Source organism: Streptomyces sp. HUAS YS2 (assembly GCF_033343995.1).
GTDB lineage: Bacteria > Actinomycetota > Actinomycetes > Streptomycetales > Streptomycetaceae > Streptomyces > Streptomyces solicathayae.
Genome location: NZ_CP137573.1, coordinates 7,159,007 through 7,179,380, shown reverse-complemented (window position 1 = coordinate 7,179,380; position 20,374 = coordinate 7,159,007). Strand labels below are relative to the sequence as shown.

Annotated in this window: 22 protein-coding genes; 11 read left to right on the top strand and 11 right to left on the bottom strand. The window is 71.8% G+C overall.

Translation table 11 applies throughout. The annotated features are described in order from the left end of the window. Nucleotide 1: 1 nt before the first annotated feature. Nucleotides 2-508 carry a flavin reductase family protein gene (locus tag R2D22_RS32870; RefSeq protein ID WP_318108726.1) on the bottom strand — a complete coding sequence of 169 codons (507 nt, stop codon included), beginning with the start codon at nucleotides 506-508 and terminating at the stop codon, nucleotides 2-4. Between the two features lie 191 nt (nucleotides 509-699). Next, nucleotides 700-1,023: a TlpA family protein disulfide reductase gene (locus R2D22_RS32865; protein ID WP_318110125.1), complete on the bottom strand. Its 324-nt coding sequence runs from the start codon at nucleotides 1,021-1,023 to the stop codon at nucleotides 700-702. Between the two features lie 247 nt (nucleotides 1,024-1,270). Between R2D22_RS32865 and R2D22_RS32860 the strand changes: the two genes are divergently transcribed. Beyond that, on the top strand, nucleotides 1,271-1,993 hold the full coding sequence (locus R2D22_RS32860) for a lysophospholipid acyltransferase family protein (RefSeq protein WP_318108725.1): 723 nt from the start codon (nucleotides 1,271-1,273) through the stop codon (nucleotides 1,991-1,993). Between the two features lie 111 nt (nucleotides 1,994-2,104). Here R2D22_RS32860 and R2D22_RS32855 read toward each other — a convergent pair whose 3' ends face one another. The 5 genes from R2D22_RS32855 to R2D22_RS32835 form a co-directional block, all read right to left on the bottom strand. Then, nucleotides 2,105-3,205, bottom strand: coding sequence for a threonine aldolase family protein (locus tag R2D22_RS32855; protein ID WP_318108724.1), 1,101 nt, complete (start codon nucleotides 3,203-3,205; stop codon nucleotides 2,105-2,107). After that, the gene (locus tag R2D22_RS32850; protein ID WP_318108723.1) at nucleotides 3,184-3,945 is read right to left on the bottom strand and encodes an SDR family oxidoreductase; all 762 of its coding nucleotides are present in this window, start codon (nucleotides 3,943-3,945) and stop codon (nucleotides 3,184-3,186) included. The genes R2D22_RS32855 and R2D22_RS32850 overlap by 22 nt, the downstream gene beginning before the upstream one ends. Before the next feature lie 35 nt (nucleotides 3,946-3,980). Next, nucleotides 3,981-5,387 carry a DUF6421 family protein gene (locus tag R2D22_RS32845; protein ID WP_318108722.1) on the bottom strand — a complete coding sequence of 469 codons (1,407 nt, stop codon included), beginning with the start codon at nucleotides 5,385-5,387 and terminating at the stop codon, nucleotides 3,981-3,983. An 81-nt stretch (nucleotides 5,388-5,468) separates the two neighbouring features. After that, entirely contained in the window at nucleotides 5,469-6,488 is a 1,020-nt protein-coding gene (locus R2D22_RS32840) for an alpha/beta hydrolase (protein WP_318108721.1), read from the bottom strand. Then, the gene (locus R2D22_RS32835; RefSeq protein WP_318108720.1) at nucleotides 6,481-7,611 is read right to left on the bottom strand and encodes an LLM class flavin-dependent oxidoreductase; all 1,131 of its coding nucleotides are present in this window, start codon (nucleotides 7,609-7,611) and stop codon (nucleotides 6,481-6,483) included. The genes R2D22_RS32840 and R2D22_RS32835 overlap by 8 nt, the downstream gene beginning before the upstream one ends. Before the next feature lie 51 nt (nucleotides 7,612-7,662). On the opposite strand from R2D22_RS32835, the gene R2D22_RS32830 reads away from it, so the two are divergent. Next, a complete protein-coding gene (locus tag R2D22_RS32830) occupies nucleotides 7,663-8,295 on the top strand; it encodes a PadR family transcriptional regulator (protein ID WP_318108719.1) in 633 nt (210 codons plus the stop codon). 176 nt (nucleotides 8,296-8,471) lie between these two features. Further along, nucleotides 8,472-9,155, top strand: a complete 684-nt coding sequence (locus R2D22_RS32825; RefSeq protein ID WP_318108718.1) for a glycerophosphodiester phosphodiesterase — start codon at nucleotides 8,472-8,474, stop codon at nucleotides 9,153-9,155. A 71-nt stretch (nucleotides 9,156-9,226) separates the two neighbouring features. Here R2D22_RS32825 and R2D22_RS32820 read toward each other — a convergent pair whose 3' ends face one another. Beyond that, a complete protein-coding gene (locus tag R2D22_RS32820) occupies nucleotides 9,227-9,778 on the bottom strand; it encodes a GNAT family N-acetyltransferase (RefSeq protein WP_318108716.1) in 552 nt (183 codons plus the stop codon). A 145-nt stretch (nucleotides 9,779-9,923) separates the two neighbouring features. Here R2D22_RS32820 and R2D22_RS32815 point away from each other — a divergent pair, with 145 nt between their 5' ends. The 4 genes from R2D22_RS32815 (at nucleotide 9,924) to R2D22_RS32800 (ending at nucleotide 13,125) form a co-directional block, all read left to right on the top strand. After that, complete coding sequence (locus R2D22_RS32815; RefSeq protein ID WP_318108714.1) at nucleotides 9,924-10,478, top strand: DUF5134 domain-containing protein; 555 nt, start codon at nucleotides 9,924-9,926, stop codon at nucleotides 10,476-10,478. A 137-nt stretch (nucleotides 10,479-10,615) separates the two neighbouring features. Continuing rightward, nucleotides 10,616-11,551 (top strand): M56 family metallopeptidase, encoded by a 936-nt coding sequence (locus R2D22_RS32810; RefSeq protein ID WP_318108712.1) that lies wholly within the window; start codon nucleotides 10,616-10,618, stop codon nucleotides 11,549-11,551. Nucleotides 11,552-11,684: 133 nt separating this feature from the next. After that, nucleotides 11,685-12,335 (top strand): phosphatase PAP2 family protein, encoded by a 651-nt coding sequence (locus R2D22_RS32805; protein WP_318108710.1) that lies wholly within the window; start codon nucleotides 11,685-11,687, stop codon nucleotides 12,333-12,335. Between the two features lie 136 nt (nucleotides 12,336-12,471). After that, a complete protein-coding gene (locus R2D22_RS32800) occupies nucleotides 12,472-13,125 on the top strand; it encodes a TetR/AcrR family transcriptional regulator (RefSeq protein WP_318108709.1) in 654 nt (217 codons plus the stop codon). Here R2D22_RS32800 and R2D22_RS32795 read toward each other — a convergent pair. Beyond that, nucleotides 13,101-14,651, bottom strand: a complete 1,551-nt coding sequence (locus tag R2D22_RS32795; protein WP_411977104.1) for an LVIVD repeat-containing protein — start codon at nucleotides 14,649-14,651, stop codon at nucleotides 13,101-13,103. The two genes, R2D22_RS32800 and R2D22_RS32795, sit on opposite strands and share 25 nt — an antisense overlap. Before the next feature lie 144 nt (nucleotides 14,652-14,795). On the opposite strand from R2D22_RS32795, the gene R2D22_RS32790 reads away from it, so the two are divergent. Together R2D22_RS32790 and R2D22_RS32785 are read left to right on the top strand one after the other, a co-directional pair. Further along, complete coding sequence (locus tag R2D22_RS32790; protein WP_318108705.1) at nucleotides 14,796-15,446, top strand: DUF305 domain-containing protein; 651 nt, start codon at nucleotides 14,796-14,798, stop codon at nucleotides 15,444-15,446. Nucleotides 15,447-15,552: 106 nt separating this feature from the next. Continuing rightward, a complete protein-coding gene (locus R2D22_RS32785) occupies nucleotides 15,553-16,911 on the top strand; it encodes an FAD-dependent oxidoreductase (RefSeq protein WP_318108703.1) in 1,359 nt (452 codons plus the stop codon). Here R2D22_RS32785 and R2D22_RS32780 read toward each other — a convergent pair. Then, on the bottom strand, nucleotides 16,898-17,251 hold the full coding sequence (locus R2D22_RS32780) for an ArsR/SmtB family transcription factor (RefSeq protein ID WP_318108702.1): 354 nt from the start codon (nucleotides 17,249-17,251) through the stop codon (nucleotides 16,898-16,900). The genes R2D22_RS32785 and R2D22_RS32780 overlap by 14 nt on opposite strands. A 123-nt stretch (nucleotides 17,252-17,374) precedes the next feature. Between R2D22_RS32780 and R2D22_RS32775 the strand changes: the two genes are divergently transcribed. Then, entirely contained in the window at nucleotides 17,375-18,457 is a 1,083-nt protein-coding gene (locus R2D22_RS32775) for an NADH:flavin oxidoreductase/NADH oxidase (RefSeq protein ID WP_318108700.1), read from the top strand. A 113-nt stretch (nucleotides 18,458-18,570) separates the two neighbouring features. Further along, nucleotides 18,571-19,656 carry a WD40/YVTN/BNR-like repeat-containing protein gene (locus R2D22_RS32770; protein WP_318108699.1) on the top strand — a complete coding sequence of 362 codons (1,086 nt, stop codon included), beginning with the start codon at nucleotides 18,571-18,573 and terminating at the stop codon, nucleotides 19,654-19,656. Between the two features lie 36 nt (nucleotides 19,657-19,692). Here the strand turns inward: R2D22_RS32770 and R2D22_RS32765 are convergent, their stop codons facing one another. Next, nucleotides 19,693-20,370 carry a uracil-DNA glycosylase gene (locus tag R2D22_RS32765; RefSeq protein ID WP_318108697.1) on the bottom strand — a complete coding sequence of 226 codons (678 nt, stop codon included), beginning with the start codon at nucleotides 20,368-20,370 and terminating at the stop codon, nucleotides 19,693-19,695. Nucleotides 20,371-20,374 lie beyond the last annotated feature (4 nt).

Genomic DNA, 20,374 nt, shown 5'->3' with positions numbered 1-20,374 from the left:
CTCAGTCGCGCAGCGCGTTGAAGCGACCCTGGTGGTACAGCAGCGGACGACCCTCGCCGCGCGGGTCGCCCTCGACGACCTCGGCGATGACGATCCGGTGGTCGCCGGCCGGGACCTTGGCCACGACCCGGGCCACCAGCCAGGCCAGGACGCCGTCGAGCAGGGGCACGCCCTCGGGGCCGGTGCGCCAGCTCGTGGCGCCGCCGAACCGGTCGGCGCCGCTGCGGGCGAAGGTGGCGGCGAGCTCGCTCTGGTGCTCGCCGAGTATGTGCACGCCGATGTGCTCGGCTTCGGACAGCACGGGCCAGCTCGACGAGCCGGTGCCCACACCGAAGGAGATCAACGCGGGTTCCGCGGACACGGAGTTGAGCGAGGTGGCGGTGAAGCCGACGGGGCGGTCCCCGTGGGCGGTGATGACCGCGACACCGGCGGCGTGCTGCCGGAAGACGGAGCGGAGGAGGTCGGGGGTGGCCTGCCGAGGGGTACGGAGCTCGGGCGTAACCGTCATGGAATTGTCCTTCTGCGAGGTGTGTACGGGGCGCGGGTTACCGGACGCCCAGACAGCGCGCGCTCGCGTTGCGGGCCAGATCCACGTGGGCCCGCCCGTAGAGAAGGAGTTCTTGGGACACGTCGTCAGACTGACGATGGTTGGCATGCGCAGTCAAGCTCGTACCGGGATGTGGGAGACATGTCACGGCGTCAGACGGCTCGGCCCAGGGCTGCGATGACGTCCGCCCTCCGCGGCTGGCCGGAGGCCCTGCGGACGATCCGCCCGGCACGGTCCAGGACGAGAACCGTGGGGGTGCGGACGATGCCGAGCGCGCGGACCAGGTCCAGGCGCTCCTCCGCGTCGATCTCGACGTGGCCCACGCCGTCGACCATCGCGGCCACCTCGGCAAGCGTGCGCCGGGTCGCCCGGCAGGGCTGGCAGAACGCGGTCGAGAACTGGACCAGGGTGGCCCGCTCCCCCAGCTCCGTGCCCAGCCGGTCGGCCCCGAGGATCACCCTCGGCTCGTCCTCCATCGGTGTCACCGCTCGTCCCGCTCCCGCTCCGTCACCGCTCCCGCACTCCCCCGGTGCAGCGTCCCAATATCCCGATCGATTCCCGCCATCGCCACCGGGCGTGACGAGAATCTCCCCGTACGAAGCCGTCAGGACTGGTCACGGGGGCCCACATGGGGCACGATCTGCCCAAAGCCGAAAACCTACGGCTGCGTAACTTCCGCCGGGAGAACCCTCCCCGGGCATCAACAGAAGGGGTTCCTCCCAGATGGCAGAGCTCGTCTATCGGCCGGTCATCGGCGCCGCACTCACGATGTTCAAGGCGCTCGACCTGAAGATCGACACCCAGGGTTCGGAGAACATCCCGCGTACCGGCGGCGCGGTGCTGGTCAGCAACCACATCAGCTATCTGGACTTCATCTTCACCGGCCTGGCCGCGCTGCCGCAGAAGCGCCTGGTGCGCTTCATGGCGAAGGACTCGGTGTTCAAGCACAAGATCTCCGGTCCGCTGATGCGCGGCATGAAGCACATCCCGGTGGACCGCTCCCAGGGCGAGCACGCCTACCAGCATGCGCTGGAGTCGCTGAAGGCCGGCGAGATCGTGGGCGTGTTCCCCGAGGCGACGATCTCCCAGTCCTTCACGCTCAAGAGCTTCAAGTCGGGCGCGGCGCGCCTGGCGCAGGAGGCCGGCGTGCCGCTGATCCCGATGGCGCTGTGGGGCACCCAGCGGGTGTGGACCAAGGGCAAGCCGCGCAACTTCAAGCGCAGCCACATCCCCGTGACCATCCGCGTCGGCGAGCCCATGGAGGCCCCCGCGGACCAGTACGCGGGCGCGATCACCCGGCGGCTGCGCGAGCGCGTCCAGGAGCTGCTGGAGGCGGCGCAGCGCGCCTACCCCGTGCGCCCCAAGGACGCGGGCGACACCTGGTGGATCCCGGCGCACCTCGGCGGCACCGCGCCGACGCCCGCAGAGGTCAAGGAGCGCGGCTGACGGACCGCCCCGGGGTCGCTGCGACCTCGGGGCGAAACGTCCCTCCGAACGCGGGAATGCGGCCCACCGGATCGAATCCGGTGGGCCGCATACGCGTGCGGTCCGCGGGTCTCAGCCCCGCGCCATCTCTTCCTTCAGCGCCTGGAGGAACGCGTCCACGTCGTCCTCGCGGGTGTCGAACGAGCACATCCAGCGGACGTCGCCGGCCGCCTCGTCCCAGAAGTAGAAGCGGAAGCGCTCCTGGAGCCGCCGGGTGACCTCCTGCGGCAACCGCGCGAAGACCGCGTTGGCCTGCACCGGGTAGAGGATCTCCACCCCGTCGACCTCGCGCACACCGGCCGCGAGCCGCTGCGCCATGGCGTTGGAGTGCCGGGCGTTGCGCAGCCACAGGTCCTTGGCGAGCAGCGCCTCCAGCTGCACCGACACGAACCGCATCTTGGACGCGAGCTGCATGGACATCTTGCGCAGGTGCTTCATGTGGCTGACCGCGTCCGGGTTGAGGACCACGATCGCCTCGCCGAACAGCATGCCGTTCTTGGTGCCGCCGTACGAGATGACGTCGACGCCGACCGCGTTGGTGAACGCCCGCATGGGCACGTTCAGCGACGCGGCCGCGTTGGCTATCCGGGCTCCGTCGAGGTGCACCTTCATGCCCTTGGAGTGGGCGTGCTCGACGATCGCGCGGATCTCCTCCACCGTGTAGACGGTGCCCAGTTCGGTGTTCTGGGTGATCGAGACGACCTGCGGCATCGCCCGGTGCTCGTCCTCCCAGCCCCAGGCCTGCCGGTCGATCAGCTCGGGGGTGAGCTTGCCGGCCGGGGTGGGCACGGTGAGCAGCTTGAGGCCGCCCATCCGCTCCGGGGCACCACCCTCGTCCACGTTGATGTGCGCGGTCTCGGCGCAGATCACCGCGCCCCAGCGGTCCGTCAGCGCCTGCAGGGCGGTGACGTTCGCACCCGTGCCGTTGAAGACCGGGAAGGCCTCGGCGGTCGGGCCGAAGTGGCTGTGCATGATCCGCTGGAGGTGATCGGTGTACTGGTCCTCGCCGTAGGCGACCTGGTGGCCGCCGTTGGCGAGGGCGAGGGCCGCGAGGACCTCGGGGTGCGCGCCGGCGTAGTTGTCGCTGGCGAAGCCCCGGACCGACGGGTCGTGGTGACGACGCGCGTCGGTCTTCGGGGAGGCGCCGCCGGTCACGGCTTGGGGGTCAGCCACAGACGCTGTCCATTCACTTCCGGGGCGGGCTTGTCCCAGAGTCCGGCGACCGCGTCGGCCAGTTCCTTGACATCGGTGAAGCCCGCGAACTTCGCGTTGGGGCGCTCGGCGCGCATCGCGTCGTGCACCAGTGCCTTGATCACCAGGATGACAGCGGCGGCGTGCGGCTCCTCGTCACCCCCCGCCTTGCGGAACGAGTCCGCCATGGCGAGCGTCCACGCCTCGGCGGCGGCCTTGCCGGCGTTGTACGCGGCGTTGGTGGCCACCGGCTTGTGCGCGCCGGACTGGCTGACCAGGACGTACCGGCCGCGGTCGCTGCGCAGCAGCCCGTCGTGGAAGGCGAGGGAGGTGTGCTGGACGGTGCGGATCAGCAGCCGCTCCAGGAAGTCCCAGTCCTTCAGCTCGGTCTCGGTGAAGGAGGGCGCGCCGCGCCAGCCGCCGACGAGGTGGACCAGACCGTCGATACGGCCGAAGTCCTTCTCGGCCTTGGCGGCCCACTCCTTGGTGGCGTCCAGGTCGAGCAGGTCGACGGTGTCGCCCGTGACCGTGGCGCCGCCGTGCGCGTACCGGGCGGCGTCGACCGCCTCGGCGAGCCGCGCCGGGTCGGCGTCGGACGCGACGACCGTGGCGCCGGCCTCGGCCAGCCGCAGCAGGGTGGCCCGGCCCGCGGGCCCGGCCGCTCCCGCGACCGCGATGACCGCGCCGTCGAGCGATCCGCCGTTTCCGTTGCCGTTCGTCATGGGCGACGCCTCCTCCGTGTCCTCCGTGCGAGAGCTCACGCGGCAGCCTGCTCGGACCCCGCCGCGCTCGTGGCCGTGATCCCCTTCGTGGCGGCGATCACACCCTTGAGCTTCTTGGAAAGGGCCTCATAGAACATGCTGAGCGGAAACTCGTCCGGAAGCACGTCGTCGACGAGCTTGCGCGGCTGCTGGGTCAGGTCGAGGGCCTCGGGGCCCTTCGCCCACTTCGAGCCCGGGTGCGGGGCGAGGTAGGTGGAGACCAGGTCGTACGCGGCGAACCAGTGGACCAGCTTCGGGCGGTCGATGCCGTCGCGGTACAGCTTCTCGATCTCGGCGCAGAGCTGGTTGGTGACCTCGGGGGCACGCTGCCAGTCGATCTTCAGCGTGTTGTCGGTCCAGCGCACCACGTCGTGCTTGTGCAGGTACGCGAAGAGCAGCTGGCCGCCGAGGCCGTCGTAGTTGCGGTTGCGGTCGCCGGAGACGGGGAAGCGGAACATCCGGTCGAAGAGCACCGCGTACTGCACGTCGCGCCCGTGCGAGTTGCCCTCGGCCTCGAGCTTCACGGCCTCCTTGAAGGCGGTGAGGTCGCAGCGCAGCTCCTCCAGGCCGTACATCCAGAACGGCTGGCGCTGCTTGATCATGAAGGGGTCGAACGGCAGGTCGCCGTGGCTGTGGGTGCGGTCGTGGACCATGTCCCAGAGCACGAAGGCCTGCTCGCAGCGCTTCTGGTCGGCGACCATCGCCTCGATGTCCGCGGGGAGCTGCAGGCCGAGGATGCGGACCGCTTCATCGGTGACGGCGCGGAAGCGCGCGGCCTCGCGGTCGCAGAAGATGCCGCCCCAGGTGAAGCGCTCGGGAGCCTCGCGGACCGCGACGGTCTCGGGGAAGAGGACGGCCGAGTTGGTGTCGTAGCCGGCCGTGAAGTCCTCGAAGGTGATGCCGCAGAAGCCGGGGTTGTCGTACCGGGTGGCCTCCAGCTCGGAGAGCCACTCGGGCCACACCATGCGCAGCACGACGGCCTCGAAGTTGCGGTCCAGGTTGCCGTTCTGCGTGTACATCGGGAACAGCACGAGGCGCTGCAGGCCGTCCGCGCGGTCGGCGGCGGGGTGGAACGCCAGCAGCGAGTCCAGGAAGTCCGGCACGCCGAAGCCCTGCTCGGCCCACTTGCGCAGGTCGACGACGAGCGCACGGTGGTACGCGATGTCGTGCGGGACCAGCGGGGAGAGGGCCTCGACCGAGGCGACGACCCGGTCGAGGGTCTTCTCGACGAGGGAGCGGGACGGCGCGCCCTCGGCGTCGAAGTCGATGGATCCGTCCTTGGACTGCCAGGGGCGGATCTCCTCCACGGCGTTCTTGAGCTCTGACCAGGCAGGGTGGTCCACCACTCGCTCGCCGGTGCCTATGCCCCCACCGATCGCATCCTGCTCAAGAATTTCCGTCATGCCTCTTCCTCCACAGGAGAACCTCGTGTCAAAACACCGTAAGCGTTCGAGGTTCTTCACCACAAGGGGAGACGGAAGAAATTATCCTGCCGACCCCCCATGGTCACCGTGATTTTTCCTGTCCGGCAGCGTCGCGGCCATCGCATCCGCCGCTCCCCGCAAGGCCTGCCGGGCTTCGTCCAGGTACTCGGACATCGCCAGGAAGCCGTGGAACATCGCCGGCCGGCAGTCCTCGGTGACCGGCGTCCCGGCCGCCCGCAGCGCGGCGGCGAAGGCCCGGCCCTCGTCGTGCAGCGGATCGCAGCCGGCCGTGATCACGTGCGCGGGCGGCAGCCCGGTGAGGTCGGCGCGCAGCGGAGAGGCCAGCGGATCGGCCGGGTCGCCGTCCGGGCCGAGGTACTGGTCCCGGAACCAGCGCATGGCGGCGGTGGTGAGGTAGTAGCCGGATCCGTTGGTCCGGTACGACTCCGGCTGCCCGGCCAGGTCGGTCGCCGGATAGATGAGCACCTGGCCGGCGAGGGCAGGACCGCCCCGGTCCCGGGCGAGCAGCGCCGTCGCGGCGGCCAGGTTGCCGCCCGCGCTGTCCCCGGCGACCACCAGCGCGGCCGGTTCGCCGCCCAGCTCCCCGACGTGCTCCGCGGCCCAGCACACGGCCGCGTAGGCGTCCTCGACGGGCGCGGGGAACCGGGCCTCGGGCGCGAGCCGGTAGTCGACCGAGACGACGACGGCGCCGGACTCCCGGCACAGCGAGCGGCAGGTCCGGTCGTGGGTGTCGATCCCGCAGAGCACCCAGCCGCCGCCGTGCAGGAAGACCACGGTCGGGCGAGGCCCGGCGTCCGCGCCGGCCTCGGGCCGGTAGATCCGCACCGGTATCGGCGGCGCGCCCGCCGGGCCGGGGATCGTCCGGTCCGTCACCTCGCCGACGGCAGGCGGCTCGGCGGGATGGGCCGGCGCGGCGGCGAGGATCCGGCGGGCCTCGACGGGGTCGGTGACCGCGCCGCCGACGTCGGGGAAGACGGCGGTCAGCAGGTCGACGAAGGGCCGGGCGGCCGGGTCGAGCCGGTCGGGCTCCGGGGTGCGTACGCGGGTGTCGTCAGTCACGACTTCCCTCCCTGAAGTGCGGAATGACCTTCGCGCCCCACTGGCGCAGGGTCTCCAGACAGACCTCCTGCGGCACGGTCCCCATCTGGATCAGGCACATGATCTCGTCGGCCCCCGCGTCGCGGAGCCGCTCCACGTACGCGATGGCGTCCTCCGCGCTGCCGTACGCGTGGTCCGCGTTGAAGGTGGCCGTGGACGTCGGCCGCACCGGGATGCGCTGCTCGTTCAGCCGGGCGACGACCTGCTCGGCCGCCTGCCGCATCGCGGCCGCCTCGTCGGCCCCGGCCACGACCGCCTCGTCCGGGACACCCGCGCCCCCGTACCAGTGGCCGATGGACTGCGCGAAGAACCGCTGGCCGCGGATGCCGACCCGGCGGGCCTCCTCGGCGTCGTCGAGGACGATCGTCGGGCAGAGCACGGAGAAGTGGTCGTTGACGACGGTGGAGACGAACCGGTCGCCGGTCCGGGCCGCTCGGGCCGCGTCGTACGCCGCGCGCATCTCCTTGATCGACTCCGGGCCCGCGAAGCCCATCACCAGGGCGCCGATGCCCAGTTCGGCGGCCTGGGTCAGGGTCTCGGTCCGGCTGCAGGCGAGGAAGAGCGGCGGGTGCGGAGTCTGCGCGGGCCGGGGCAGGATCGGATGCGGATCGATCCTGATCAGCTCGCCGTGGTACTCCAGCTCCTCCTCCTGCCAGGCCTTCCCGATGATCCGCAGGGCCTCCTCGACCTCCTGCGTGGTGCGGTCGCGGTCCACCCCGCACAGCGAGGTCTCCTGCGCGGTGCCGCCGCGGCCCGCCCCCAGGTCGAGCCGGCCGCCGGAGAGCAGATCGAGCATCGCGGCGCGCTCGGCCACCCGGGCCGGGTGGTTGAAGTTGAACGGCATGCAGACCACGCCGTGCCCGACGCGGATGCGCCGGGTCTTCGCCGCCACCCAGGTCAGGAAGATCTCAGGGGCGGACATGTGCGCGTACCACTTGAGCGAGTGGTGCTCGACCGCCCAGATCCGGTCGAAGCCCATCTCCTCGGCGAGCACCGCCTGCTCCACGCAGTCGCGGATGACCTGGTGCTCGCGCTCCACCGTCGGGTCGGCCAGCTGCGCCTCGAAGATCACGGAGAACTTCATGGCCCCTCCAGGGGGTTGTGTCCGTGCGCCGTCTCTCTTTCAATTCGCTATATGACTAGTCGTCAGTTCCCGCGAAGACAAGAGCCGCGCCAGGAGAAGCCGGCCGAACTCCCGCCGACCGCCTGGGCGGTGCTCGGACTGCTCTCCTTCCCCGGCGAACGCACCGGGTACGACCTGAAGAAGTGGGCCGACGCCTCGCTGCGGTTCTTCTACTGGTCGCCCGCGATCAGCCAGATCTACGCCGAGCTGCGCCGGCTCGAGACGCTCGGGTACGCGACCTCCCGGCGCTCCGGCCCCGAGGAGGCCCGGGCCAAGCGGCGGTACGCGATCACCGAGGCCGGCCGCACCGCACTGGCGGACTGGGCGGCCGAGGGCGACGCCGGTCCGGTCGTGCTGAAGCACCCCCTGGTCCTGCGGATCTGGCTCGGCCACCTCGCCGCCCCGGACCGACTGCGCGCCCGGGTCGAGGAGCACCTCGCGCACACCCGCGTCGCACTGAAGGAGGTACGGGACGCGCTCGCCCGCACCGAGGGCGTGACCGACTGGAACCACCCGCGGACCGCACTGCGCTGGAGCGAGCGGCAGCACCTGGCCGAGCTGGAGCTGGCCGAGGCGCTCCTCGCGGACCTCGACCGGATGGCGCAGGAACGTCAAGGCGCGGCGGACGCGCCCACGGGCGGGTGAGCCGAACGGGCCCGAGAGGGCGCATAGCCCCTGGAAGGAACGCCTCCGAAGCCCTGTGCACGACCGATTGCATCGTCGGCGGCGGCCGTTAGGCTGCGCCCGAGCCGCCACGGCGCCCGGCGGGACCCGGACGCGCGGACCTCGACGGCCCGGCCATCGACGGAAGCGAGAAGATCTTGAGTTTCCTCACCATCGGTCATCGCGGAGTCATGGGTGTCGAACCCGAGAACACCCTGCGCTCCTTCGTCCACGCCGAACACGCGGGCATGGACGTCATCGAGCTGGACCTCCACCTGAGCAAGGACGGCGCGCTCGTCGTCATGCACGACGCGGAGGTCGACCGGACGACGGACGGCAGCGGGCGCATCGCCGAGCTGACCCTCGCCGAGCTGCGCGGGCTCGACGCGGGCCAGGGCGAACGGATCCCGGTCTTCGAAGAGGTCCTGGACGCGGTGCGGGCGCCGCTCCAGGCGGAGATCAAGGACGAGGCGGCGGCCCGGGCGCTGGCGGACGTGATGCACCGGCGCGACCTGGTCGGCCGGGTCGAGGTCTCGTCCTTCCACGACGGGGCGATCGCCGAGATCTCCCGGCTGGTGCCCGGGGCCCGGACGGCACTGATCGCCAGTCGCTGGGAATCGGACGTCGTGGACCGGGCGAAGGCCGTCGGCGCGGAGAGCCTCGCGCTGAACATCCGGCGGCTGAACCTGGAGACGGTCGAGCACGCGCACGGCGAGGGCCTGCGGGTCATCGGCTGGGTGGTCAACACGCAGGACCACCTGCGGCTCGTCCGGGCGCTGGAACTGGACGGCGCGACGACCGACTACCCGGAGATCCGCCGCACCGGCCGCTTCACCGCCTGACACGCGTCCGCGCCGCGTGCACGGCCTGACGCACGTCCGCGCCGGGTCCGACGGCCTGACGCACGGCGGCGTCAGGCCAGGACCTTCACCAGCAGCTCGAACTGCAGGTCCGCGCGCTGCGGCAGGCCGAAGCGCTCGTCGCCGTACGGGAAGGGCGTCATCCGTCCCGTACGGCGGTAGCCGCGGCGCTCGTAGTAGGCGATCAGCTCGTCGCGCACCGAGATCACGGTCATGTGCATCTCGCGCACGCCCCAGGTCTCGCGCGCCTGCCGCTCGGCCTCGGCGAGGATCTGCTTGCCCAGGCCGCCGCCCTGCACGCCCGGACGCACCGCGAACATGCCGAAGTACGCCGCCTCGTCGCGGTGCTCCAGCTGGCAGCAGCCGATCAGCTCGCCGTCGCGCTCCACGAGGAGCAGCCGCGAGCCCGGGGCGGCGATGACCTCCCGTACACCCTCGGGGTCGGTGCGCTGCCCCTGCAGGATGTCCGCCTCGGTGGTCCACCCGGTGCGGCTGGAGTCGCCGCGGTAGGCGGACTCGACGAGCGGGACGACGACGGGCACGTCCGCCTCGACGGCGTCCCGGTAGCTGAGCTGTCCGGACTCCTGGGGCAGTGCGGTGTCCATGCGGGTCGGCTCCCCTCGCGGCGGCGGTGATCTCTCCCGAGCGTAGCGCCCGCCCGGCGCGCTCCCCCCGTACACCCCTGCGCTCGCGTAACGGCCCGGGCGCGCGGGCATCGACGGAGGAGTGGCGGCGAGGGGGAGGTGGCCCGTGCACGGACCGGCGACGGCCGGATGGCTGCTGGTGACGCTGTGCGCGGCGTCCGGCGCGTACTGCCTGCTGCGGATGCGCCGCGGCGCGGGCGAGGAGCGCCGGGCCGCCGGGGGCGAGGCCCTGATGGGGTTCGGGATGGCGGCGATGGCCGTGCCCGCCGCGGTGTTCGTGCCGCCGTCGTGGAGCTGGGCGGTGTACGCGGCCGTGTTCGGCGGCGCGGCGCTGCGCGCGCTGTGGTCCGCGCGGCGCGGCGGGCACCATCTGCACCACACGGTGGGCTCGGTGGCGATGGTCTACATGGCGCTGGCGATGACGCTTCCGGCACAGGGAGCGCACGGGGCGCACGGCGCGGGAGCGGCGGGGCTGCCCGTGCTGACAGGGGCCCTGCTCCTCTACTACACGGTCTACGTGCTGCGGTCGGGCGCACGGCTGGTGCCGGCAGGGGTGACGGCCGGCGGCGCGTCGCCCGGGTGGGCGGCGCGGCCGGAGCTGGCGGCGGCCTGCCGACTGTCGATGGGGCTGGCCATGCTCGCCATGCTCGTCACGATGTGACGGGCACGGCGAGGCGACGGGCGAGGGGAGGTGACGGGGTGACGGCCCGGTGCGCGTCGGCCGCGTCAAACCGTGGCGTGCGTCACTTGGCGCGCTCGGCCATACCCCCGAGTAGCAGGGACTCATAGGGTGGCGGCATGGTGGTCTCCCTCACGCTGCTCGTGCTCGGCGTCGTGACCGCTGCCGTCGCCCCGCGGCTGCTGGCACAGGCGGTCTGGGTGGAGCGCGAACCGGTCGTGGCGCTGTGGGTGTGGCAGTGTGTGGTGGCCGCGGTGCTGCTGAGCTTCGGACTTTCGATGACGCTCAGCGCGGCGGTGGCCTGGCAGGCCGTCAGGGGACAGCTCTTCGCGTCCGCGCCCAACGGCGTGATCGAGGCGTACGAACTCGGGGGGCACCAGCCCTGGTCGGGGCCCCTCGCGGTGTTGCTGGCCTGCGGCGGGCTGTGGACCGTCACGATGCTCGCCCGGGAGGTCCGACGAGCCCGGGCACGACGCCGGACGCGCCGGCGCGAACTGCTCGTCCGCGCCCCGATGTTGCCGGGTGAGGAGCCGGGCGCCGGGCCGCTGGTGGTCCTGGAGGGCGAGCGGCCGGACGCCTGGTGGCTGCCGGGCGCCACACCCCAGCTGGTCATCACGACGGCCGCCCTACAGCGACTGAAGGGACGTCAGCTCGACGCGGTCCTGGCGCACGAGGAGGGGCACGCGCGGGCCCGGCACGACTGGCTGTTGCACTGCTCTGCGGCGCTGGCCGGCGGGTTCCCGGGGATCCCGGTCTTCGCCGCGTTCCGTGGCGAGATGCACCGGCTGGTCGAACTGGCCGCCGACGACGTGGCGTCGCGCCGCTACGGCCGGCTGACCACCGCGCTCGCGCTGGTGGAACTCAACGAGGACCGGGGCGTGTTCGGCCCCGCCTCGTCGCCGGAGGCGGACGTTCCGCAGCGGGTGAACCGGCTGCTGGCCGCCTCGCCCCGGCTCGCGCCGTTCCAGCGGCTGCGCCTGACGGCCACCGCGGCCCTCGTCCCCGTGATCCCGCTGCTGGTCGCCCTGATCCCGGGCCTCGCCGCCCTGCGCTGACGCCGGACCACCCGCGCCGACGGACCATCTGCCCGCCGCGCCGGCGGACCACCCGCCCACCGCGCGCCGGACGCGACCCGCCGTTCCGGCGAAGCGGAGGACGCGATTCGGTTCCGTCCGGAAGGATCGGCTCATGCGCTCCTCCGCCGTGGCCTCGGGTCTGCTCGCCGTCCTCCTGTTGGTGCTCGTGGCCACCCGCTGGGGTCCGCTCATCGCGGCGGACCACGACGTGGCGGAGGCGCTGCACCGCAGCGCGGTCGCCGAGCCGGGCTTCACGGAGCTGAACCGGATCCTCAGCGACTGGATCTGGGACCCGTGGACGATGCGCGCGCTGATCGTGGTGACCGTGGTGGTGCTCTGGCTGCGCCGCGAGCGGCGGCTCGCGGTGTGGACGGCGTTGGCGAGCGTGCTGACCGCGGTGACCCAGCGGGTGGTGAAGGCGCTGGTCGACCGGCCCCGGCCGAGCTGGCCCGATCCGGTGGACAGCGCACAGTACGAGGCCTTTCCCTCCGGCCACGCGATGACGGCGACCGTGACCTGGGGCCTGCTGCTCTGGGTACTGGCGCTGCACTGGCAGGAGCGGTGGCGCGGCTGGAGCGTGCTCGTCGTGGCGGCGCTGGTGTCCGTCGTGGGCGTCGGCTGGACCCGGGTGTACCTGGGGGTGCACTGGACGTCGGACGTCGTCGAGGGCTGGCTGCTCGGCGCCTGCCTGGTGTGCGTGACGGTGCTCACCTATCGCTCACGCCTGTGGCGGCGGATCGACGAAGAGACCGGAGGAGAATAGGACAAAGCCGTCTGTCCTGGACGATCCCCCGCGTCGCCCAGAACAGACGGCAGAGCCCTGCCGACCAGGCGCGGCGGCGTGGCGGCAGGACACGCTGAGTATATTGGCTGGAAGCCAGTCAACGCAGGAGTCCAGCATGTCCCCGCGGAGCCCATCGGTCAATGAAGAGCTTCGGCGGCGGTCCCGCGAGCGCATTCTGCAGGCCGCCGTCGACCTCGTCGGCGAGCACGGATACGAGGCGACGACGCTCGGAGACATAGCCGACCGGGCCGGCACCGCCCGTGGCCTCGTCTCCTACTACTTCCCGGGCAAGCGACAGCTGCTCCAGTCCGCGGTGCACCGGCTGATGCACCTGACGCTGGAGGAGGCGCTGGAGCGGGAGCCGCGCACCGAGGACGGCCGGGAGCGGCTGGCGCGGGCGATCGACGCGATCCTCGGTCTCGCGCGGGACCGTCCGCTGCTGATGCGGACGCACATGGCCGGCATCCTGCAGGCCGAGGGGTTCGTGCAGTGCCCGGAGCAGCAGCGGCTGGCCTTCCTGCTGCGGGACACGATGGTCCGTTTCGGCTCCCCCGACGTGGACACCGAATATCCGCTGCTGCGCGCGCTGCTGATGGGCACGGTGGTCGCGATGCTGCTGCCCGGCGCGCCGATGCCGCTCCCCCGGCTGCGGGCGGAACTGTTCCAGCGGTACGGGCTCGACTGGGACATGGGCATGCCGCCGGACGGAGGTCCGCCCGACGGCATGCCGTCACGACCGCTGGATCAGTCCTCGAAGTCCTCGAAGTAGTCCGGCTGGGTCTGGACGTTCAGCTCGTCCATCCGGATCTTCTTCGCGGGGTCGGTACGACGGTCGCTGAGCTTCAGCACGTCGAAGCCCTTGGCGATGTCGTTCGAGTAGATGTGGCCGTTGTAGTAGTACGCCGACCACGAACCGCCCGTGCGGATCACGTCCGTGGTGAGCGGGCCGCGCTCGAAGTACGCGATCTCACGCGGCTGCGAGGAGTCGGTGAAGTCCCAGACGGACACGCCGCCCTGGTACCAGGCCTGGACCATCAGGTCCTTGCCCTTGACCGGGATGAGCGAGCCGTTGTGGGCGACACAGTTCTCGGTGTCGGCCTGGTGGCGCGGGATCTTGAAGTAGCTGCGGAACACCAGCTTGCGCTGGTCGCCCTTGCCGACGATGTCGTAGATGCCGTCGGCACCGCGGTTCGGACCGACCGCCGCGTTGCAGGTGGCGCCGGAGCCGCCGCCGAGCTCGTCGGTGAAGACGACCTTGTCGGCCTTCTGGTTGAAGGTCGCCGAGTGCCAGAACGCGAAGTTCACGTTGTCCTGGACCTGGTCGATGACCCTCGGGTGCTCCGGGTCCGCGATGTCGAAGAGGATGCCGTCGCCCATGCAGGCGCCGGCGGCCAGGTTCTTCGACGGCAGGACCGTGATGTCGTGGCAGCCGGTGGTCTTGGAGACGCCCGGGTTGGTGGGACCGCCGGGATTGCCGCCGCCGTCCGGGCCGTCACCGGGGAAGAGCACCGGGAAGTTCACGATCGCGGCCTGCTGCGGGGCCTTGCGCGGGACCTTGATCACCGAGATGCCGTCGTGCGGCGGCTGGCAGTCGGGGAAGGCCACGTTCGGGGAGTACGAGGAGACGTACACGTACACGTTCTTGCCCTTGGGCACGAGCGTGTGGGTGTGCGAACCGCAGGCGGTCTCGACCGCGGCCACGTACTTCGGGTTGGCGATGTCGCTGATGTCGAAGATCTTCATGCCCTCCCACGAGGACTTCTCCGTGGCCGGCTGCGTGGTGCTGGCACAGGAGTTGTCGCTGCGGGAGGAGTCGGTGGACAGGAAGAGAAGGTTGCCGGAGACGGAGATGTCGTTCTGCGAGCCCGGGCAGAGGACCTGGGCGACGGTCTTCGGCGCCTTCGGGTCGCTGATGTCGAAGATCCGGAAGCCGTCGTAGTTGCCCGCGAACGCGTACTTGCCCTGGAACGCCAGGTCCGAGTTGGTGCCCGGCAGGGCGTCCTTGGGGATGTTGGTGAGGTGGGTGATGTTGTCGCTGTGGACGATCTCGTCCACGCCGGGTATCTCGCCGCTCTGGACGGCGGATCGCGCCTCGGCAGCCTGCTCCGAGGTGACGGCGCCCTGGGTGACGGCGTCGCCGGGGTCGGGCGTGGCGACCGCGGGTCCGGCCGTCAGCAGGGTGGCCAGCAGTCCGGCGGCCGCAGCCGCGACCGCCAGAGGTCTGCGTCGTGTGCGCGTGGTACGCAACGAGGTCACGCGTCCTCCCTTGTATCCGTTCAGAGTTGAACGGTTCATGGACCCCGGCAGTATCTTCCTTTCCATGCACATCTCAACAGATGGCAACACAGACGTAATGAAGGTTTTCTGCTGACGCTCCTGACGCATGTGTGACAACGTCCCCTCCGTCCTCGCCCACCCCGATCGCCCCTGGAGGCCGTCTTGTTGAAGCGTCCCGTCCGCACCGCCGCCGTCGCGTCCGCGGGCGTCCTCGCCGTACTCCTGCTCGGGGCCTGCGAGTCGGGGTCGTCCGGGGACGAACCGCAGGCCAGGGCGGCCACCGGGCCGAAGGTGATCGCGCCCGGCAAGCCGGGCGAGGCGGCCCGGACGATGTCCCCGGAGGAGGCCTCGCGCGCCCTGCCGGACGACAAGCCCAACGCGGCGGACCGCAGCTACGCGCAGATGATGATCGTCCACCACCGGCAGGCGCTGACGATGACCGCACTGGTCCCCCAGCGGACCGGATCGGAGCAGGTGAAGAAGCTGGCGGCGCGGATCACGGCGGCTCAGCAGCCGGAGATCGCCGCGATGGAAGGCTGGCTGAAAACGAACGGTGGCCCGGCGAAGCAGAGCGGCCACGACCACGGCACGATGCCCGGCATGGCGACCGACGCCCAGTTGGCCCAACTGAAGGCGGCGAAGGGGAAGGCCTTCGACGACCTCTTCCTGAAGCTGATGATCACCCACCACGACGGGGCCCTGACGATGGCCGCCCAGGTGCTGTCCGAGGGGAACAACGTCCTGGTGGAGGAGATGGCGAACGACGTGATCGCGCAGCAGACGGCCGAGATCAACCGGATGCGCTCGATGTAGCGACCGCCGTGGCGGCTGCGCCGGCGGGCGCCACGTGGTGCGGGACGACTCCCCGCCGGGGGATTCCGGTGCGATGCTGGAAGCCCCGGCGGGAAGGAGACGTCCCGTGCTTCGCGTCGCAGTCGTCGGCTCGGGTCCGAGCGGGGTCTACACCGCCCAGGCGCTGGTCCAGCAGGACCTCGTGCCCGGTGTGCGGGTGGACGTGCTGGACCGGCTGCCGTGCCCGTACGGCCTCGTGCGCTACGGCGTCGCCCCCGACCACGAGAAGATCAAGTCGCTCCAGGGCAACCTGCGCACCGTCCTGGAGGACGAGCGCGTCGGGTTCCTGGGCAACGTCGAGGCCGGGACGCGCGGGCTGACGCCGGCCCGGCTGCTCGAGCTGTACCACGCCGTCGTGTACTGCGTGGGCGCCGCGCGCGACCGGCACCTGGGCGTGCCCGGCGAGGAGCTGGTGGGGAGCAGGTCGGCGACCGAGTTCGTCTCCTGGTACAGCGCGCACCCGGACGCGGCGGGCAACGGCTTCGCCCTCGGTGCCCGCTCGGCCGTGGTGATCGGGGTGGGGAACGTGGCGGTGGACGTGACCCGGATCCTGGCCCGCGGCCCGGAGGAGCTGCGGCCGACGGACGTGCCCCAGGGCGCGCTGGCGGCGCTGGAACGAAGCGGGGTGCGCGAGGTGCACATGGTGGGGCGGCGCGGGCCCGGGCAGGCCAGGTTCACCACCAAGGAGCTGCGCGAACTGGGCGCGCTGCCCGGGGTCTCGGTCTCGGTGGACCCCGCCGAGCTGGCGCTCGACCCGTCGTTCGCCGACCCGTCCGGGCTCCCGGCGGTGAACCGGCGGAACCTGGAGGTCGTACGGGGCTGGGCGGCGGGTCCGGCGGACGGAGGGGCCGCCGCGCGGAACATCCGGCTGCGGTTCTTCCTGCGCCCGGTGGAGCTGCTCGGCGAGGCCGGCCGGGTGGCCGGGGTGCGGTTCGAGCGCACGGAGCCGGACGGCTCCGGCGGCGTACGGGGCACCGGCAGGTACGAGGAGATCGAGGCCCAACTGGTGCTGCGGGCGGTCGGCTACCGGGGCGTACCGCTGGCCGGGCTGCCGTTCGACGAGGCACGCGGCACGGTGCCGAACCTCGCCGGACGGGTGCTGCGGGACGGGGCGCCGTCGCCCGGCGAGTACGTGGCCGGGTGGATCAAGCGCGGCCCGACCGGGGTGATCGGCACGAACCGGCCCTGCGCGAAGGAGACCGTGGCCTCCCTGCTGGAGGACGCGCCGGAGCTGGCACGCCGGGCGGTCGTGGCCGATCCGGTCGCCGCGCTGCGGGAGCTCGGGCACGAGCCGGTCGCCTGGCCGGGCTGGCTGGCGATCGAGCGGGCCGAGGCGCAGCTGGGACGCTCGCTCGGCCGGCCCACCGTCAAGATCCCGGACTGGGACGGGCTGCGGGAGGCGGCGCGGGGCGTCAGCCCGTCGTAGCGCCCAGGCGGGTCTGCTGGGCGGTGGCCGCGTACAGGAGGCGGTCGAGAAGGCCGGGGAACAGGGCATCGAGGTCGGCGCGGCGCAGGCCGTTCATCTTCGCGGTGCCCTGGTAGTCCTGCTGGATCACGCCGCTCTCGCGGAGTACCCGGAAGTGGTGCGTGGTCGTCGACTTGGTGACCGGCAGGTCGAAGTAGGAGCAGCTCAACGCGTTCTCCGCGTCGGCGAGTTCGCGCACGATCTGCAGCCGGACGGGGTCCGAGAGCGCGTGCAGCACCGCCTCCAGGCGGATCTCTTCCCGCGCCGGGTGGTCGAGGGCGCGGGGGGTGGTGGCGGTCACGGCGTCTCCAGTTCGTCGGCGGTCGCCTCCATCGTACGAGAACCATCGTAGTTTGACAGCTGCCGTACTACGACGTCTATCGTATGAGTCGTCTTCCCCGGTCCCTCGAAATGGAGTCCGCCCATGAGTGCTGCCCTGTTCGCGCCGTTCACGCTCCGCTCCGTGACGATCCCGAACCGTGTCTGGATGTCGCCGATGGACCAGTACTCGGCCGAGCCCACCGGACCGAACGCGGGTGTCGCGACCGACTGGCACTTCGCCCACTACGCCGCCCGGGCCACCGGCGGGACCGGCCTGATCATGATCGAGGCGAACGCCGTCGCCCCCGAGGGCCGGATCAGCCCCTACGACCTAGGCATCTGGAACGACACCCAGGTCGCGGCGCTGCGCCGGATCTCCGGGTTCCTCAAGGAGCACGGCACGGTGCCCGGCATCCAGATCGGGCACTCCGGCCGCAAGGGCGCGACCCGCCGGCCCTGGCGGGGCCGGGGACCGGTCGAAGCGCACGAGCACAGCTGGCAGCCGGTCGCGCCCAGCCCGGTGCCGTTCGACGAGAGTCACCAGGTACCGGCCGAGCTCGGCGTGGAGCAGATCCAGGAGATCGTCGGCCTCTTCGCCGCCGCCGCCCGGCGGGCGCTGGACGCCGGGTTCCAGGTCCTGGAGGTGCACGGCGCCCACGGCTATCTGATCGGCGAGTTCCTCTCCCCGCACTCCAACCGGCGCACCGACGCCTACGGCGGCTCCTTCGAGAACCGGACCCGCCTCGCCCTGGAGGTCGTCGACGCGGTGCGCGCCGTGTGGCCCGAGGAGCTGCCGCTGTTCTTCCGGATCTCCGCCACCGACTGGCTCGGCGAGGACGGCTGGACGCCGGACGACACCATCCGGTTCGCCGCGCTGCTGCGCGAGCACGGGGTCGACCTGCTGGACGTGTCCTCCGGCGGCAACGGCGGACCGGCGAAGATCCCCACCGAGCCCGGGTACCAGGTGCCGTTCGCGGCCCGGGTGCGGGCCGAGACCGGGCTGCCGACGGCGGCCGTGGGCCTGATCACCGACCCGCGGCAGGCGGAGAAGATCCTCGCGAACGGCGAGGCGGACGCCGTGCTGCTCGGCCGCGAGCTGCTGCGGGACGCCTCCTGGGCCCGCCGGGCGGCCCGCGAACTGGGCGGCGAGGTGGCGGCGCCGGACCAGTACCGCTGGGCGATCTGAGCCCGTAACACGCCTCGGACCTGCGGGGACGGCCGGTCGGGACGCCGTTGTCGGTGGCACGGTGCAGACTTGCCCGTATCCACGACAACGGCGTCGTTCCGGAGGTGTCGGCCATGTCCGACGTACTGCTCACCGTAGGCACCCGCAAGGGTCTGTTCATCGGCCGCCGACGCGGCGGCCGATGGGAGTTCCAGGACCCGCACTTCAACGCGCAGGCCGTGTACTCGGTCGCCATCGACACCCGGCGCGAGGTACCCCGCGTCCTCGTCGGCGGGGACAGCGCGCACTGGGGTCCGTCCGTCTTCCACTCGGACGACCTGGGCGCGAGCTGGACCGAACCGAAGCAGCCGGCCGTGAAGTTCCCCCAGGACACCGGGGCTTCGCTGGAGCGGGTCTGGCAGCTCCAGCCGGCGGGGCGCGACGAGCCCGACGTCGTGTACGCGGGGACGGAACCGGCCGCGCTCTTCAAGTCGGTCGACGGCGGCGAGTCGTTCGAACTGATCCGGCCGTTGTGGGAGCACCCCACCCGCACCAAGTGGGTCCCGGGCGGCGGCGGTGAGGCGGTGCACACCGTGATCACCGACCCGCGGGACGCGGAGTCGGTGACGGTCGCGGTGTCGACGGCGGGCGTGTTCCGCTCCCGGGACGGCGGCGCGAGCTGGAACCCGTCCAACAAGGGAGTCTCGGCGGTGTTCCTGCCCGACCCGAACCCGGAGTTCGGCCAGTGCGTGCACAAGATCGCGCGGGACGCGGTGGATCCGGACCGGCTCTATCTTCAGAACCACTGGGGCGTCTACCGCAGCGACGACGCGGGCGCGACCTGGACGGACATCGGCGCCGGGCTGCCGTCCACCTTCGGATTCGCCGTCGCCGCGCATCCGCATCTGGCGGACACGGCGTACGTGTTCCCGATCAACGCGGACGCGGACCGCGTCCCGGCGGGCCGGCGCTGCCGCGTCTACCGGACGAGCGACGCGGGCACGAGCTGGGAGCCGCTGTCCGCCGGGCTGCCGCAGGACGACCACTACGGCACGGTGCTGCGCGACGCGCTGCGCACGGACGACGCGAACCCGGCGGGGATCTACTTCGGCAACCGCAACGGCGAGGTGTACGCCAGCGCGGACGACGGCGAGAGCTGGCAGCTCCTCGCCGAGCACCTGCCCGACGTGCTCTGCGTCAGAGCGGCGGTGCTCGGCTGAGGGGCGGCCGGTCGGACGCCCAGGGCAGGCGCATCTCTACGGCAGGCGCCAGTCGATGGGCTCGGCGCCCTGCCCCACCAGGAGTTCGTTGGCGCGGCTGAACGGGCGCGAGCCGAAGAAGCCGCGGTCCGCGGACATCGGGGAGGGGTGGGCCGATTCGATCGCCGGCAGGTCGCCGAGGAACGGCCGCAGGTTGCGGGCGTCCCGGCCCCAGAGGATCGAGACCAGGGGCTTGCCGCGGGCGGCCAGGGCACGGATGGCCTGCTCGGTGACCTCCTCCCAGCCCTTGCCGCGGTGACTGTTGGCCTTGCGCGGTTCGGTGGTCAGCGACCTGTTCAGGAGCAGCACGCCCTGGCGGGTCCAGGGCGTGAGGTCGCCGTTCGACGGGCGGGGCAGCCCCAGGTCGGAGTTCAGCTCCTGGTAGATGTTCTCCAGGCTGGGAGGCAGCCGGCGCACGTCGGGCGCGACCGCAAAGCTCAGGCCGATCGGCATCCCCGGCGTGTGGTACGGGTCCTGACCCACTATCAGCACGCGTACATCGGCGAAGGGCTGCTGGAAGGCCCGCAGGATGTGCTCCCCCGCGGGCAGGTACTTCCGCCCCGCCGCGATCTCCGCGCGCAGGAACTCGCCCATCGCCGCGATGCGCCCCTCGACGGGACGCAATGCCTCAGCCCAACCGGGCTCCACCAGTTCGTTCAACGGTCTCGCTGCCACGGTG